The organism is Siminovitchia thermophila (assembly GCF_016909185.1).
In the GTDB taxonomy this organism is placed as follows: domain Bacteria; phylum Bacillota; class Bacilli; order Bacillales; family Bacillaceae_C; genus Siminovitchia; species Siminovitchia thermophila.
On record NZ_JAFBFH010000034.1, the window covers coordinates 34,843 to 51,602 of the forward strand.

The window sequence follows — 16,760 nt, forward strand, 5'->3', positions numbered from 1 at the left end:
TGTTTTGAACAAGGAAAGATTACTAAGATATGTCGGTGCATAAGGAGCTGGCATTTTACTATAAATGTGCATTTTTGGGTTGGATCATATTTTACTTTATATAGACATATTATTTCCCTAAGAAATTTTCCGTATAATAGGGCCTTGAATCGGAATCAAAGGCTACCCCGACTCCTAAAGTGTTAAAATTCGTGCTTAATATATTTTCCCTATGGCCCAGTGAGTTCATTAATCCTTCATGGGCAAAAATACTGCTGGCCTGCCCGGAAGCAATATTTTCTCCCGCCGCTTGATAAGTGATGCGATCTTGTTTTAAACGATCAAATGGGGAAAGGCCATCCAAGTTATCATGGCTAAAATAGCGGTTTTTGGCCATATCCGCGCTGTGATCGCGTGCGGTTATTTTGACATGGTCATCCCATGAAAGAGGCGAGAGGCCATTTTGAACTCTTGCGGCATTTGTAAGATCAAAGAGCTGATACTCAAATCCTTCCTGTAACGCCTGATTACCGTCGGCAAAAAAATCTTGTTTTTGCTGTTCAAGATCCTTGCTGATGATTTGCAAAGCGGTAACCGTATCGTTTTCATGCTTGTCGAAAAATACGGTAATATAGCTATTGTCCAGCTCATAAATGTTGTACTCGCCATTGTTTTGAACTTGATACATGACGAGTCCTTTTTGAATCCCTTTGATCGGTTCACCAAGTTTTTCAATAATGGATTGTCTGGTGTCATTGCTTTTAATGCCCAGTTTGGATGAAATCAAATCCTGATTCGTATATAATCCGGCCACTTTTCCTTGATCATCGTATGCCGCCATAAAAAAGTTCTGATAGTTTTCATGATAAGCATGCCATTGTACGCCATATTCGTTAGAAGAAGCGCGCTTGGCTGCTCCAACCTGCTTTTCAACTTCTTCTTTTGTATCGCCAATTTCAACATTATGAATGGAAAATGTTTGTTCGGCTGGTGTTTCGAGATCCGGATTATTCACATCTTCCTGTTCCGGCTTTTCATTCGTATTTGAATCCAGTTCTTTCAGCTTTTGAGTAAGCGCCTGAAATCCATCTTCGAGTTCACCGAGAAGCTGGGCAATTTCCGGCTTGTTTTTAAACGTTTCAACGTAAGAGTAAATGTCATTAAATATAGATGGGCCATCTGCTGCCGCTTGATCTTTATTTTGGAAATATAAAAAGCATCCTGCAATGAACAAGCATATGAGAAGGGCTCTAAAAAACTTCAAATGGATTACCTCTTTCGATTTTCGGAGTTATTTGGTTTTATTTTATAATGTTTAAAAAGCAAATGGAAATAACTCGAGATTGGTAAATTAAGTATTGAACTATATTCAATTTGACATGAGGTATCCAAATTCATGTCAAAAGGCCACTTTCGCAAACGATCCTAAAAAATTAAGTCATACTATTGAAAAGGCTGGGAAACCTCTTCAGTGTTAGCCTTCGCCTTCATACAAACTTCATACTTAGCAGTGGCTTTATGACTTCTCCTTACTGTTTTAACTTACATTTTTATTTAAAAAACAGATAGGACATGACTTGTTTTATCATATCATTATACCCTTGCCTTCTTCCTGAAAAACCTGTTTTTCATATTCTTCATGTAATGTTAAGTGTAAGCAAAACGGACAGTGCAACTGTAAATTTACAAAGTATTCAACGGCAAATGCTCCCTTATGAAACTCTTGATCGGATAATGAGGTTTTGGATTTATTATATTTAATATTTTCGATTGTTTTCCCCGAACCCTTGCGTCCCTTATCAACCATTTCAGAATGCACCGCGAATTCCTTTCAGACTATCTACTGTACTTTCTAGATGTTAGTCCTTTGGAAATTTCCGCATAAAACAGAGTCGTTTTCTTTTTTTCTATTATAATAGAGTTTGTGTGATTCTATTATCTAATATGGGATACTATTATATATCGGGTTTTGAAAAAAAGGAGAATTACCGGTGTACAGAATATTTCTAATCGAAGACGATGTCCAGCTGGGTGAACTGATCCATAATCATTTGGAACGCTACGGATATGTCGTGTATCAGCCAAAGAGTTTTATGAATATAGTAGAGGAGTTTGCGGAAGTCCGACCTGATCTTGTTTTGCTGGATATTAACTTGCCTTATTATGATGGCTATTATTTGTGCAGAAGTTTTCGGCAGCAATCCAAAGTTCCGATTTTGGTCCTCTCTGCCCGGAGTCAAGAACTGGACCAGATTATGGCGATTGAGCTTGGGGCTGACGATTATATGACGAAGCCGTTTACGTTTGACATACTGCTCTCCAAAATCAAAGCAACCATCCGGAGAGTGTACGGGGAATATGCAACAAACGATGATTCAACTACTTGTGCCGGCCCGCTTTGTATTCATGCAAAAGACCTGACTTTGACATGCCGCGGGAAAAAAGTCGAGCTTAGCAAAAATGAATATAAACTGCTAAAAAAGTTGATGGCTCATCACGGCGCGTTTGTCTCGAGGGAAGAGCTGATCGAAGAGGTGTGGGATTCGGTTACTTTTGTCGATGATAATACACTCACCGTCAATATCGCCAGAATAAAGCAGAAACTCTCTGAATTGGGAGTAGGTCAAACGATCAAAAGCAGAAGAGGGGCGGGCTATATGTTGCAGGATCCGGATGTATATGAGGGACTATGATGCTGAAAGAAATATTATTGAAATTCCTCAAAGACAGAGCGCTTCTTATCGTTTTTTATATGGTGAACACGGTATGCATGATTGTTTTTTTTCATTTGAACGAAGGAGCAAACACGGAATTTTTGTATCCACTATCCATTGCAGTGTTTTTATTATTGGTCTATCTCATCATCGACTGGCTCCGCTATTATCAAACGAACCGTGCTATTGCGCTTATGTTAAGGGATCAATTTGTAGAGTTAAAGCCGCATACCGAAGAACAAAAAGCCTTTCAGCAATTGTTGCATAAAACCATTCATGAACATAGGGGCACATTCCATGAAATGCAGGAACAGAATAAGGAAAGGTTGTATTTTTTATCCCATTGGATGCATTATTTAAAAACGCCTGTTTCCGTGATAGAACTGATCATTCATAAGGAAGGAGAAGCAACGGGAACCGCTCAGGCGCTGGAAAAAATTCGGCAAGAAAATAAACGGCTGCATACATCGATCGAACAAGGCTTGACAATGATCAAAATGGAGAGTTTTGAAAATGACCTGGAATTAAAATCCATTGATTTACTCGCTTCCTTGAGAAAATTAATCAACGGCCGAAAAAGGGAATGTATTTATCAATCCATATTTCCTTCCATTGAATTCGCTGGCACGGCCGCTTACATTGTTAGCGACTTGAAATGGAACGAATTGTTATTGGACCAAATCATCTCTAACGCAATCAAATACTCAAGCGCAAAAAACGGAAGTAAAAAACTTATTTTTCACATTGAAGAAATAGAAGAGGTTACAACATTATCCATAACGGATGAAGGAGTGGGCATCCCATCTTATGATCTGGAAAGGGTGTTTCAGCCATTTTTTACGGGCGAAAATGGCCGGCAATTTCCAAATTCAACAGGGATCGGGCTTTATCTCTGCAAGAAAATCGCGGACAGACTTGGCCATACGATCATGATACACTCCAAAGTTGCCGAAGGTACAACGGTCACGATCCGTTACGTATCCGGAAAAAAACCTGACCAATAACCAGGAATAAAACATACTAACATTAGTAGTACCCACCAAGGCCAGGATTTGTGCTACTATTTTTTTATAGTAGAAGTGAAGAAAGGTTGAATACCCCCTGGGACCGATGAAGAGTCCGTTTCACACTCTTATGTGAATCAGTTTAGTATGTTAAATCCGTAGAGATAATATAAAAGAAAATGGAATCGATCAGGCGCGTCCACAAAATCAGTGAAAATTGATTTTCTGTGGCAGTCCTTTTCGGTCGTATCGTTACCTTACATTTTTGTAAGGTATTTTTAGTGTAAGCGATGGATCGGATGATGTTTGTATATTAGGATGTAGAGGGATGGCAGTTTGTTGAAACAGGGGGAAGCAACATGGTTATTTTAGAGGCTAACAAGATAACGAAAGTTTACGGAGAAGCCAGTGGAGAAGGCGCCACAACAGCACTCAGGGGAGTGAGCCTTTCTATGAATAAAGGAGATTTTATTGCAATCATGGGCCCGTCCGGAAGCGGCAAAACAACCCTGCTGAACGTATTGAGCGGAATTGATCGGCCTACTTCGGGAGAAGTGATGCTTGCGGGGCATTTCATCAGCGAAATGTCAGGAGATGACTTAGCCTTGTATCGCCGCAGGCAATTGGGTTTTGTATTTCAAGAATTTAATTTATTGGATAGCTTAACAGTTAAAGAAAATATCATGTTGCCCATGGTGCTGGAACACAAAAGCGCTGGCGCAATGGAAGAAAAGGTGCAAAAGCTCGCCCGCTTATTTGATATAGAGGATATTTTACACAAGTATCCCTATCACATATCCGGTGGCCAGCAGCAAAGAACAGCGGTTAGCCGCGCGCTGGTGAATGAACCGAGCATCCTATTTGCCGATGAACCAACCGGAAATCTGGATTCCAAATCGGCGGCGGCGATCATGGAATGCTTTGAAAAAATTGTACGCGACCTTTCGACAACGATTCTTCTTGTCACCCATGACGTTTTTGCCGCAAGTTACTGTCAAAAAGTGGTCTTTATAAAAGACGGCCTCATCCATTCCCATATTGTCAAAAAGGGGACGAGGAAAGAATTTTTAAACCAGATCATGGATAATCTTGCCGTTTTGGGAGGAAGAACCCATGACTTTTAATCAAATCGTGTGGAAAATGGCAAAAGTTCAATATAAGAAGTATCTCTTTTATTTTTTGTGCAACAGTTTTGCCATTATGTTCTTCTTCATGTTTTCCACTGTGTATTTTAACGAGCGGATCGAACAGGCAAAAATATTAGAAGGGTTACAGGGTGCTTTAATGATCCCGGCCGTCGCTCTAGTCGTTTTTACTATTTTTTTCATTGGCTATTCCCACAATATCTTTATGAAACGAAGGGGAAGTGAATTCGGGCTTTTCATGACATTGGGAATGACTAAGCGTGACATCGCCAAAGTGCTACTTTTGGAAAATGGTGTTATTGCGCTTTTATCCATTTTTTCCGGCATTCTGGGGGGCGCCGTCTTTTCCCGGCTTTTCTTTCTGATATTAATGAATAGTGTAGGATTGCAAGAAATTCCTTTTCATATAAGCGGGAAAATGCTGTTGTATACGCTCATTGCTTTTTTAGCGGTTTTTTCGACAGCCGTCGGATACTCCTTATTTCGAACGCTTCATCGCAACGTGATTCAAACGTTGAAAAGTAACAAGGTGGCAGAAACGATCAAGATGAAAAGTCCAGTGCTGGGCGGTTTTGGGTTCGTGGTCATGATTGGTTCTCTCTTGTTTTTTTATTTCACGTTTTCACAGGCTACCGATGGACTCGTGCTTTTGTGGACGGGTACGTTATTGGGAGGATTGTACTTAAGCCTTTATCAATTTACCAGCTTTTTTATCGAGCTTGCGAAAAGAAACAAGCCTTTTTATTATCGCAGATTGTTATTTTTGACGAGCCTTGATTATAGATTTAAACAATTGACATCGGTATTGATGCTTGTGACGGTCATGATCATGGTGACCCTCTTTTTTACCACCGTATTATTGGCTTTTTACCAATCAGCCAAAAAAGAAGCGTTAGAAAGAAACCCTTACGATATCGCTTTTATTCAAACCGAAACAAAAAATAATATTCCTATGGAAGAGGTCTATTCGCTTTTGGACCGGAAGGAAAATCGGGTTCAGAAGCACCTGGAAATCCCAGTCTATACCTATTACAAAAAAACAAAATGGGATTGGCAATACCAATATGTGTTTATGCCAGTGGATCATTTTAATCAATTAACTTCCGATCAGAAGACTGTCGGACCTCGTGAGTATTTGTATTTTATGAATGAGAATCCGGATTACGGAGAAAGCAATAGTGATTATGAAGAAGGGATTAGTTTGACAAGTGGAACGAAACAGATAAGCTATTCGCTGAAGGAAACGATTATAAGAAATGAAATGAATTCTAATCTTGGACTTAATGACATTCTCGTTGTAAGCAATGCCGAATGGGAGTATCTGCTAAACAATGTAAAAGGTTTTGAATCAACGATTCATTTAATAAATGTAGAAAACTGGGAAAGCTCCATGGATGCGGTGGAGGAATTGGGCAAACGGTTTACAAGTTATAATCAATCTACTCCGCCGATCACTGATGTTCGGACAGAACATATTTCTGAAGAAGAATTATTTCAGATTATTTCCAAAGTGGAGGACTACCATTCCAGTAAAAACGTCAATGGCATATTGTTTTTTGTGATGACATTTATCAGTATCATTTTTTTCTTTGGGTCGTTTATTCTCCTATACTTACATATTTTTGCCGACATTGAGCAGGAGAAGGGAAAATTTAAAAAAATATATAAAATCGGGATTACTTTAAAGGAAGTAAAAAGAATGATTACCCAAGAGTTAATGATGTTGTTTTTTTTACCCGCCATTCTTGGATCGACCTTGGCGTTCCTATTTATTGTTATTATGACGACAGATAGTGGCGGAATAATGAAAAACCTTGATATCGCTCTGCACTTTTTTATCATCGCGGCTATTTACCTGTGCATCCAAACAGGATACCTTTTGTACGCCCGGAAGAAAATGGTACAACACCTGACTGAATAAAGGCGAGCCCGATTTCGTTTAAATTGATGATGAATCAACAAATAATACATGCAGGTGGATTTTATGGTACAATGAATGTGGGTACCCCCGTAACGTATTTTAATATTTTGACCAGAAGAGGGTGAGCTTGATGAACAATACGGATGAAATTAAAGTTACACACCGATCCTCTAAAGAAAAAGAACAATTGATTAACCGGTTAAAACGGATTGAAGGCCAAGTCCGCGGTATTCAAAGCATGATCGAAAATGACCGTTATTGTGTGGACATTTTAACCCAAATATCCGCCATTAATGCCGCCATGAATAAGGTGGGGCTTCAACTGTTGGAAAAGCATACACAACATTGTGTAGCGGATGCGGTTAAAGATGGAGACGGAGAAAGTGCCATCCAAGAATTGATGGAAGTATTTAAACGTTTTTCCAAGTCCCTATAAAAAATGCCAGTGCCGTTATGCCGGCACACATTTTTATTGACATACCTATCTGGGGTATGGTAAATTGATTTGTGAAAGGAATAAAATTGCCATAACAAGGAAAAATGATAGTGGTGTTTTTACACTGTTTTTTTCTTGGAGCGTTATTTCATTACCATACAGGGGTAATGTAAAATAAAACCACCAAATGGGAGGAATGATTGTATGGAACAACAAACATTGCATGTAAAAGGGATGTCTTGCGGCCACTGCGTAAATTCGATTGAGGGCGAAGTCGGAAAACTGGACGGTGTTCGATCTGTCAAAGTCCATCTGAATGAAGGAAAAGTCGATGTTTCTTTTGATGCGAATTCTATCAGTTTGCAAGCTATTAAAGATGTCATTGAGGACCAGGGATACGATGTGGTGTAACCATCTGAATCAAAAGGAAATAAAATAAATCGTGCAGTTTGTGGCACGATTTATTTATTGAACGAAATATACCCCACTACAGTATGAGCATCGGGAGTGATGAATGTGAGTCAAAAGGAAACAACGCTGCAAATATCAGGGATGACCTGCGCCGCTTGTGCAACCAAAATTGAAAAAGGCTTGAAGAGGATGGAAGGCGTAGAAGAAGCAAACGTAAACTTGGCGATCGAAAAAACCAAAATTACGTATGATCCGGAAAAAGTAGATGTATCGCAATTTAAGGAGAAAATCCATTCACTGGGGTATGACGTTGTAACTAAAAAAGTCGAGTTTGATATTTCGGGAATGACGTGTGCTGCCTGTGCCAATAAAATTGAAAAAAAGCTAAACAGGCTGGATGGTGTGGATAAGGCCGCCGTGAACTTTGCTATGGAAACAGCTCTTGTGGAATATAATCCTGATCAGGTTTCTATTCCCGATATGAAAGAAGCGATCAAAAAGCTTGGCTATACCCTGGAGCAAAAGCAAGAAAAAGCGGGGGAACAAGTAGATCATCGGACAAAGGAGATCGAAAAACAGTTCGGAAAGTTTCTTTTTTCCGCCATCTTGTCTTTTCCATTGTTATGGGCCATGGTCAGCCACTTTGAGTTTACGTCTTTCATTTGGCTCCCTGACATGTTTATGAATCCATGGGTTCAATTCGCGCTTGCCACACCTGTTCAATTTATTGTAGGCGGACAATTTTATGTCGGGGCGTATAAAGCGTTGCGCAATAAAAGCGCCAATATGGATGTGCTTGTTGCATTAGGTACTTCAGCCGCCTATTTCTATAGTCTGTATTTAAGCATCAGGTCGATTGGATCAGATGCCCATATGGTTGAACTCTATTACGAGACAAGTGCCGTACTGATTACTTTGATCATTTTGGGCAAGCTGTTTGAGGCGAAGGCCAAAGGCAGGTCTTCAGAAGCCATTAAGAAGTTAATGGGATTGCAAGCCAAAAACGCAACAGTCGTTCGTGACGGCCAGGAAATGACGATTCCGGTTGAAGAAGTTTTACAAGGCGATATTGTTTATATAAAGCCGGGGGAAAAAGTACCGGTTGACGGCGAAATTGTTGAAGGTCAATCGGCGCTTGATGAATCCATGTTAACCGGGGAAAGCGTTCCAGTCGATAAAACCATTGGCGACACGGTGATTGGGTCAACGATTAATAAAAACGGCTTCTTAAAAATCAAAGCAACCAAAGTTGGAAAAGAGACGGCCCTTGCACAAATTATTAAGGTAGTAGAAGAAGCCCAAGGTTCCAAAGCGCCGATTCAGCGCATGGCCGACGTCATCTCGGGTATTTTTGTTCCCATTGTTGTGGGGATCGCGATTGTCACTTTCCTTGTGTGGTATTTTGCGGTGAGTCCGGGAGAGTTTGCGGTTGCCCTTGAAAAATTCATTGCTGTACTGGTCATTGCCTGCCCATGTGCTCTCGGATTGGCCACCCCCACATCCATCATGGCAGGATCAGGGCGCGCTGCGGAATTCGGGATTTTATTTAAAGGTGGAGAACACCTTGAAACGACTCATCAGTTAGACACGATTATTCTTGATAAAACCGGTACAGTGACCAATGGGGAACCTTCGTTGACAGATGTGATATTGGCGGAAGGTATGGACGAAAGCGAATTTTTAATGCTTGTCGGCACTGCAGAAAGAAATTCAGAACATCCCCTTGCCCAAGCGATTGTTGAGGGAATCAAGGAGAAAGGGATTGAACTGGGCTCACCGGACGAATTTGAAGCCATCCCCGGTTTCGGGATACAATCAACGGTCGATGGCAAACAATTACTGGTCGGCACACGCAGGTTGATGGCTAAACATGCCATCCATATTCAAGAGCACCTGCCAAAAATGGAGGAATTGGAGAAACAAGGGAAAACGGCTATGTTGGTGGCTGTCGATAACCGTTATGCAGGCATCGTTGCCGTATCCGATACGATTAAAGAAACATCGAAAGAAGCGATTGCCCGTTTGCTAGAGATGGAATTGGATGTCGTCATGATCACCGGGGACAATACCGCAACCGCCCATGCGATCGCCGAACAAGTCGGTATCAAGCATGTCATTGCGGAAGTACTGCCTGAAGGCAAGGCAGAAGAAGTGAAAAAGCTGCAACAGGCGGGGAAAAAAGTAGCCATGGTGGGAGATGGAATCAATGATGCTCCGGCATTGGCAACCGCTGATATCGGAATGGCGATTGGTACAGGCACCGATGTCGCAATGGAAGCGGCGGATATCACGCTTATCCGCGGTGACTTAAACAGTATCGCCGATGCGATTTTCATGAGCAAAAAAACCATCATCAATATTAAGCAGAATCTGTTCTGGGCGCTGGCATACAACAGTTTGGGCATACCGATTGCCGCAGCCGGTTTCTTGGCCCCGTGGCTTGCCGGAGCAGCGATGGCTTTTAGTTCTGTATCAGTTGTGCTTAACGCACTAAGGCTACAGAGAATCAAGTTAAAGGCTTAGTTTTGGATTCAGAATGGAGGAAACACCTATGAAACGAAGTGTTTTGATTTGGCTCGTTACCGGTATCGTTTATCTTGGGGCAGTGATCGCGGGCTACAGTCTATATGCAAATATGAATTCAAACACCGATGAGCCTGCTAATCATGGGGCTATGCAAACGGAGGAAAATATGAATCATTAAAGACATAAAACCGAAAGGCCTACATGATTCGGTATTGCCCATTGAGCTTCATGTTGGTAAAACACGCAGCGACCTTTATGTGGATACGGATTTAAATCAAAGGTCAAACGGTTGAATAATCCTCTTATCAATATTTCGGCATTAATGACAAAGATTTTGGTTCAAATGTCCACACAATAACGGTCATTTGAACCAAAAAAAATGTGTGAAAAAGCTTGACCCCGCATTTTTAAACTTTGAGCCGAATTCATGTTAGGCGGCCAATTTTGTAATAAAGGTTTGATAATAAATTTGAAATGGTGCAGGGAGAGGACTGGGCGCCCTTTCTTCCCAAAAAAAATGAAGGAATTCGGTTAAGGAATTTCTTCATTTTTTGCTGATGATCCTACAAAGTAATTCCAATGAAAAACATTGGCATGTTGCTTTTGCGTCATACAAAAGTTACACTTGGTATTAGGTACATCTTCATAAAAATGATATAGGATCTGAACAATTGGAAGAAAATATGAATCATCATAGACATAAAAGCGAAGGGAACCTGAACAACTGTAAACAAGTCAAATGGAGGTTGGTCCGACGATCATGTAATAAAGAAAGCAAGTGGAGAATGACACCTTTCCCTTTTCAATTTACAGGCTTTAAGCCCAGCTGCTCCAAAGCTGGTACTGCTGCAATCCTCAAAGTAACCCACGTTGGGCTCTTTCCCCAATTTTTTAGCACTGCAATGGCAATGCTCCATCCAGTCCCATGAATACCAATGATTAGAAAATTTATAATATTTAGGATCCAATAACTGAATAAGCGTATAATTGCCACTGGGTGTACTGTTTCCTACTACTTCGAGGATTTCACCACAACTGCCAAAACATCTTCTTCATTTAAATGACCTGAATTTTCTTCACTAATAGAGTTATAAAGCAAATAAAATTCTTTAACATCATCGCTTAATTGCTCAATGTCATTTTTACTATGCGCAATGTTACCATTTCCAGGTCAATCACCGCCCATTTTTAACCGTTAATGGATCTGAAATAACTCGTACTGTTAATTAGTAGACGGTATGCTTATTGTTGCTTTGCCATCTACTATTTTTTGAAAGCTGCTATGTTCCAATAGGGGCGACCTTCCATCCTGACTTTCAATATCTCATTAGGGCAGCCAAGAATTATCATTTTCATCAAAAGGTTTATAAAAAATTAACATATACACCACCACACGGAGCCAATCATTAGGTAGAATGAACATATAACCAAATTTATATAAGGAGCTGCTGAGAAGGTTTTTCTTCTTTTTCACTTCGAAGTTCTATAAAAACTGGCAGTAGGAGGGACTATAAAAGAACATACACTGATAGGAACAAGGTGTTTGTCTGCGCTTAGGGAAAAGGATTTCAATATAGTTGACTTTTATCAATTACCATTTTTTCACTTACAGCTTCCATAAAACCTAAAAGGGGAAAGGTTGAACAAATATGAACGCAAAGCAGACTGTATTTGTCAATAAATTTACAGATGGAATACTTGATCCCAATAAAGAAATGGAGTATGTCGTTCAAGATGGAGGATATATCGTCGCCAATACAACGCCTGGTTGTTGGGGACCCATGATAACGCCTGCTTTAAAAGGAGGACATGAAGTTACAAAACCAGTGTATGTGGAAGGTGCCGAAGTAGGCGACGCCATTGTTATTTATATTAAATCAATCGAAATCACTTCCATGGCGACGGCATCTGGAAACGATAAGCCAGTGGAAGGGCGTTTTAATGGCGATCCGTTTGTCGCCGCAATTTGCCCCGTCTGTAACACGGTCAATCCCGAGACAGTTATTAAAGGAATTGGTAATACGGCCATCCATTGTAAAACTTGTGATACTGATATTACTCCATTTGATTTTACACATGCTTATACGATTGCTTTCGATGATCAAAAAACAATGGGTCTGACCCTTACGAAAGAAGCAGCGGAAACGGTAGCCAAAGATGGCAGAAAATACATGTGTACGCCGGAGCAATCTATTCAAAATCCAATAGTGACTTTTGCACCTCATGATATGCCTGCGACGATGGCGAGAATCCGGGCGTTTTTAGGGCAACTAGGCACTGTTCCCGCAAGACCGATGCCAGACTCTCATAATGCTGGGGATTTTGGGCAATTTTTATTGAATGCGCCGCATGATTATGGAATTACCGAAGAGCAACTTGAGGATAGAACTGATGGCCATATGGATATTAATCGTGTGCGAGAGGGCGCGATACTCATTTGCCCAGTTAAGGTAAAAGGTGGCGGTGTCTATCTCGGTGATATGCATGCTATGCAAGGAGACGGAGAAATCGCCGGACATACAGCAGATGTTGCGGGTATCGTGAACCTGCAAGTACGAGTATTAAAAAATATGCAACTGGAAGGTCCGATCCTTTTACCAGTGGAAGAGGATTTACCTTATTTGGCCAAGCCTTTTACCGAACAAGAAAAACTGCGCGCCAAACAATTAGCAAAACAATGGAATATGAATGAAATCGAAGATTTATGTCCCATATCATTTGTAGGCACAGGCGCTAATTTAAATGACGCGACAACGAATGGCATGGAACGGGCTGCCAACTTTTTCGGCATTACGGTGCCGGAAGTGATGAATAGAGCTACAATTAACGGGGCTATTGAAATTGGCCGCCATCCTGGGGTGGTGACCGTAACATTTTTAGTTCCTGAATCCTATTTAAATAATAAAGGGTTGTTAGATTTAGCAAAAGAACAATATGAATTGTAAAGCTTAACACATCGTATAGGCGAGCTGACAGATACAGAAGTTCATTTTTTTAAAAAGAACCTAACGGCTGGGATGGTACAAAAAGTCAGTGACAGCTGACTTTCTGCGCCATCCCCTTTTTCATCTAAATATCGCGTTGAAATAATGGAAGGTCCTTTATTTTCGCTATCAATTCAATAATATTATGCTATCCTTTTATATAGGGGGTTAATGGTACCAATGCAAATAATTGATATGATGATGCTCTTAATAACGATTTCGCTTATCGTTTTTGTAGTGAGACAGAAAAAACTTGAAAACAAAATAGATTTTATATTGATTTTAATCGGGGCTGTTGCCATATTTATTGTAAATAATGTGTTTGTTTGGATCACCATTTGGGTGATGCTATTTCTTTATTTTGGGGTAAAGTATTTTATATTGAACAAAAAATCACGTTGACCAATCGTAAGTGGGAGCATTGTTCGCTCCAAAAGACGGGCATCACTATCTTGAACCTGCTTGGCCTGTTGTAGTTGATCAAACAATGACTAGAGATAGATAGGACAAGTTCATTTTTATTGGCTAAAGTCAATGTACTACTATAAACTATTATCGGAGACAGGTGTTTTATTAGGATCAGCCTCAGTAAAAGCGATCATTTATTAAGATCATAACTGAAACCGTTAAACATAGCTAAAGGAGAGGAACGTTGTTGACAGAAATTTATAAAGCACTTTCAATTGCGGGAACAGATCCAACCGGAGGAGCAGGTATTCATGCAGACTTAAAAGCCTTCCAGGAACAGGGAGTGTATGGAATGGCTGTGATTACATCGGTTGTGGCCCAAAACACACTCGGTGTTAAAAGCTTTGAGGAAATGTCCCAAAATAATATTTCTCAGCAAATAGACTGTGTAATTGAAGACATCAAGCCTGATGCCGTAAAAACCGGTATGCTTGCAAGTATAGACATTATTGAACTAGTAGCTGAAAAGTTGAAAGCGGCAAATATTCAATCATATGTGATGGACCCGGTTATGGTCGCCAAAAGCGGGCATCATTTGCTTTATCAGGATGCTATTGATCATCTTAAAAAGTTATTGATTCCACAAGCGACGGTGATTACGCCCAATATCCCGGAAGCAGAAGTAATAATCGGGAAATCCATAGAAACTTTACAGCAGATGCGTGATGCCGCCAAAGAAATTGTCCAAGTATATGGAGCTAAAGCAGCCATCGTAAAAGGCGGGCACAGGGACGGAGAAGCCCGCGATGTTCTATACTTTGACGAGAACTTTGAGGAGTTTGTTTCTCCCCGTTTTGATACGAAGCATACTCATGGAACAGGTTGTACGTTTTCAGCAGTTATTACGGCGGAGCTTGCAAAGCAAAAAAGTATAAAGGAAGCTGTTACAGTAGGAAAAGAATTTATTTCCGCCGCCATTAAACATACCCTCGGTATTGGGAAGGGACAGGGGCCTACAAATCATTTTGCGTATCGCTCGATGAATCAGCAGATAGCTAGACAACCATTGTGATTTATGAAGTAAAATTTCTTGCTTTTGCTAAAAAACACCCTTATAACTGCAGAGTCTAATGGAGAGCAGCCGGCTGACCATAATAAAAAATGAGCCGGCTGGAAAAAATTTGGGAATTTCCGATTATCCGATTAAATGTAAAAAGGAGGACAACAAGATGTTAAAAGTATTCTTGGTTCCTCACGAGTTACAATATGCCAGGTCTATCTCAGAGCTATCTTCAGAACCTGAAGTTAAGGATGCTTTAGGTCTTAGCGAAGACCATACATCCTTAAAAGGTACTGAGGATTTTATCAATTTTATTCTGGAACAGGAAAAATTAGGAAAGCAATATTCAAGGGTTATCTTAAACGAAGACCGCAAAGTAATCGGCGTGATCACACTAAAAGATATAAATAGAAACAATCAAACGAGTCATATGGGAACTTGGATAGGTCATCCATATTGGGGAAAAGGTTATAATCAAATAGCAAACCATGTATTTTGAGTGTAATAGAAAAGGATGTTTTTCTTGAATGGTATTCATATTGATTTCCGGTAAGGATTTCCTGCCAAAGAGGGAATGGAGGACAGCCGGCTAAAAAACAAATGAAGGCTTGCTTGTATAACTGGTTTGGCATTTTGTTTTTAGTTTACATAATATATATTATAGGAAGTACAGGCAGGAAAATGCATTTTGTCTCAAAACCAAAGTATACTTTAAATAGTGAGACAAACAAAAAAACACAGGTTATGAACTGGCCTGTGTTTTTTTGTTGTTCAAGTATTGGCGCGGTGTTCCCATATATTGTGTAGTCCGAACGTGCCGATCCAATGAAGTGAATTCCATATATATAGGTGCGTCGAGCAGCCATGGCACATGAGAATAAAATGATCTGTCAGCATGTATAATAAAAGATATTGCTTCCGGGAGCATTTTCTCATATTGTTTTAATTTTTCACGAACGGCAAATACATCATTTTCCTTATCGCTTAAACAAATGTTACCTTTCATGACATATTCTCCGAGTTCGGGTCTCCATTCAGCGGTTAAAATATCTTCCTGATCATGATGAACGTTTAATAAGTTTAATGCATACTTATAGCCAATGGCCAAATAGCGGTTTGATGAATGATCCGATAAAATGAATGTATATTTCCGTCCATCTACCGGATGATAAACCGTTGCAGGAGGCAAAATGGTGACAGAAAAATGTTTCGTTTGCAATTTGTTCACGCTGTACTGCACCCCCCCATCCATGTTCTATTACATAATATGACGAACGCCTACAAGGGGTGATGCATCTTTTGCATTTCAAGCAAATTGAATTTCAAATCAACAGGGTTGGCTATTTTTAGCCGGTGCACCTTTATTCCCCCACCGGTAATAAGGTTACACTTCCTATTTGGTAAGCTCAAGTTGGCGCCCCCTAAAGGAAGCGCTTCCATTTTTTCTAAATGTGTTGGCGGTGCTGTCAAAGCTTTCCTTGTTCCAGTCGCTTCGCTTGCACTAGTACCTCCTATGCGTCGCAAGCCTTCCGGCAGTTGATCCCCCAGTGGCCATCTCGTTTTCTCTCAATTTGGGGTAATACCAGCGTAGCTGACACTACCCACAAAGTAGATGGAATGAAATTAGAAATTTATCGGTTACATCGTTATATTCCTGTTGGGTATCCGTTTAGTTTATATATTGTTATAAGTCTTTCTTTTATCGGGGAAACTTTTTTAATACGCACCCGTACGTATTATTGGACACTTAACTTTTTGGAGGTGTTAACATGTTATTGTTAAGCATGGGTATTTTTTTATTTGCTGTTTTAGGTGTGTTTCTATTGAATGGAAAAGGAATGTTTCTTATTGCAGGATTTAATACACTATCAAAAAAGGAAAAAGCAGAGTACGATAAACTGGCGTTGAGTAAATTCTATGGAAAAACGTTGCTAGCTTTGTCAGTAAGCATGGTATTTTGGTTATTAAGCGACATATTACAAAACAATTTACTATTCATTATTGGTTTGATTTTATTTACAGGTATTATTATCTTTGGCTTAGTGTACTCTCGGTTTGGGGATCGATTTAAAAAAGGGGTTCTATGTCAAATGTTGGGGTGGAGTGAGATGGAATCTCACCCTACCCAACATGACTTCCAATTTTTTTATACTTATGTAAAAGAAGTATTCT

Annotated in this window: 16 protein-coding genes; 13 read left to right on the top strand and 3 right to left on the bottom strand. The window is 40.1% G+C overall.

Translation table 11 applies throughout. From position 1 onward, the window contains the following. Positions 1–109 precede the first annotated feature (109 nt). The gene (locus tag JOC94_RS18595; protein WP_077113461.1) at positions 110–1,243 is read right to left on the bottom strand and encodes a CAP domain-containing protein; all 1,134 of its coding nucleotides are present in this window, start codon (positions 1,241–1,243) and stop codon (positions 110–112) included. Between the two features lie 321 nt (positions 1,244–1,564). After that, positions 1,565–1,798, bottom strand: coding sequence for a hypothetical protein (locus JOC94_RS18600; RefSeq protein ID WP_077113460.1), 234 nt, complete (start codon positions 1,796–1,798; stop codon positions 1,565–1,567). Between the two features lie 172 nt (positions 1,799–1,970). On the opposite strand from JOC94_RS18600, the gene JOC94_RS23415 reads away from it, so the two are divergent. The 12 genes from JOC94_RS23415 (at position 1,971) to JOC94_RS18660 (ending at position 15,087) form a co-directional block, all read left to right on the top strand. Further along, positions 1,971–2,672: a response regulator transcription factor gene (locus JOC94_RS23415; RefSeq protein ID WP_077113459.1), complete on the top strand. Its 702-nt coding sequence runs from the start codon at positions 1,971–1,973 to the stop codon at positions 2,670–2,672. Then, positions 2,669–3,697 carry a sensor histidine kinase gene (locus JOC94_RS18610; protein WP_077113458.1) on the top strand — a complete coding sequence of 343 codons (1,029 nt, stop codon included), beginning with the start codon at positions 2,669–2,671 and terminating at the stop codon, positions 3,695–3,697. The genes JOC94_RS23415 and JOC94_RS18610 overlap by 4 nt, the downstream gene beginning before the upstream one ends. A 359-nt stretch (positions 3,698–4,056) precedes the next feature. Beyond that, positions 4,057–4,821 (top strand): ABC transporter ATP-binding protein, encoded by a 765-nt coding sequence (locus tag JOC94_RS18615; RefSeq protein WP_077113457.1) that lies wholly within the window; start codon positions 4,057–4,059, stop codon positions 4,819–4,821. Next, the gene (locus tag JOC94_RS18620; RefSeq protein ID WP_077113456.1) at positions 4,811–6,763 is read left to right on the top strand and encodes an FtsX-like permease family protein; all 1,953 of its coding nucleotides are present in this window, start codon (positions 4,811–4,813) and stop codon (positions 6,761–6,763) included. Before JOC94_RS18615 ends, JOC94_RS18620 begins: the two co-directional genes overlap by 11 nt. 130 nt (positions 6,764–6,893) lie before the next feature. Beyond that, entirely contained in the window at positions 6,894–7,199 is a 306-nt protein-coding gene (locus JOC94_RS18625) for a metal-sensing transcriptional repressor (protein ID WP_077113455.1), read from the top strand. 204 nt (positions 7,200–7,403) lie between these two features. After that, positions 7,404–7,610, top strand: coding sequence for a copper chaperone CopZ (gene copZ, locus JOC94_RS18630; RefSeq protein ID WP_077113454.1), 207 nt, complete (start codon positions 7,404–7,406; stop codon positions 7,608–7,610). A 99-nt stretch (positions 7,611–7,709) separates the two neighbouring features. Next, the gene (locus JOC94_RS18635; RefSeq protein WP_077113453.1) at positions 7,710–10,133 is read left to right on the top strand and encodes a heavy metal translocating P-type ATPase; all 2,424 of its coding nucleotides are present in this window, start codon (positions 7,710–7,712) and stop codon (positions 10,131–10,133) included. 28 nt (positions 10,134–10,161) lie between these two features. Then, positions 10,162–10,314: a hypothetical protein gene (locus tag JOC94_RS18640; protein WP_171974004.1), complete on the top strand. Its 153-nt coding sequence runs from the start codon at positions 10,162–10,164 to the stop codon at positions 10,312–10,314. Between the two features lie 1,471 nt (positions 10,315–11,785). Further along, a complete protein-coding gene (locus JOC94_RS18645) occupies positions 11,786–13,081 on the top strand; it encodes an acetamidase/formamidase family protein (protein ID WP_077113451.1) in 1,296 nt (431 codons plus the stop codon). Positions 13,082–13,300: 219 nt separating this feature from the next. Then, positions 13,301–13,522, top strand: a complete 222-nt coding sequence (locus JOC94_RS18650) for a hypothetical protein (protein WP_077113450.1) — start codon at positions 13,301–13,303, stop codon at positions 13,520–13,522. A 253-nt stretch (positions 13,523–13,775) separates the two neighbouring features. Next, positions 13,776–14,600 (top strand): bifunctional hydroxymethylpyrimidine kinase/phosphomethylpyrimidine kinase, encoded by an 825-nt coding sequence (gene thiD / locus JOC94_RS18655; protein WP_077113527.1) that lies wholly within the window; start codon positions 13,776–13,778, stop codon positions 14,598–14,600. Positions 14,601–14,757: 157 nt separating this feature from the next. Then, the gene (locus JOC94_RS18660; RefSeq protein ID WP_083717688.1) at positions 14,758–15,087 is read left to right on the top strand and encodes a GNAT family N-acetyltransferase; all 330 of its coding nucleotides are present in this window, start codon (positions 14,758–14,760) and stop codon (positions 15,085–15,087) included. Between the two features lie 243 nt (positions 15,088–15,330). On the opposite strand, the gene JOC94_RS18665 is transcribed toward JOC94_RS18660, so the two are convergent. After that, a complete protein-coding gene (locus JOC94_RS18665; protein ID WP_077113448.1) occupies positions 15,331–15,816 on the bottom strand; it encodes a staygreen family protein in 486 nt (161 codons plus the stop codon). Between the two features lie 541 nt (positions 15,817–16,357). Here JOC94_RS18665 and JOC94_RS18670 point away from each other — a divergent pair. Continuing rightward, positions 16,358–16,760, top strand: a 403-nt coding sequence (locus JOC94_RS18670; RefSeq protein WP_205180082.1) for a DUF3784 domain-containing protein, incomplete at its 3' end; no start/stop codon positions are given.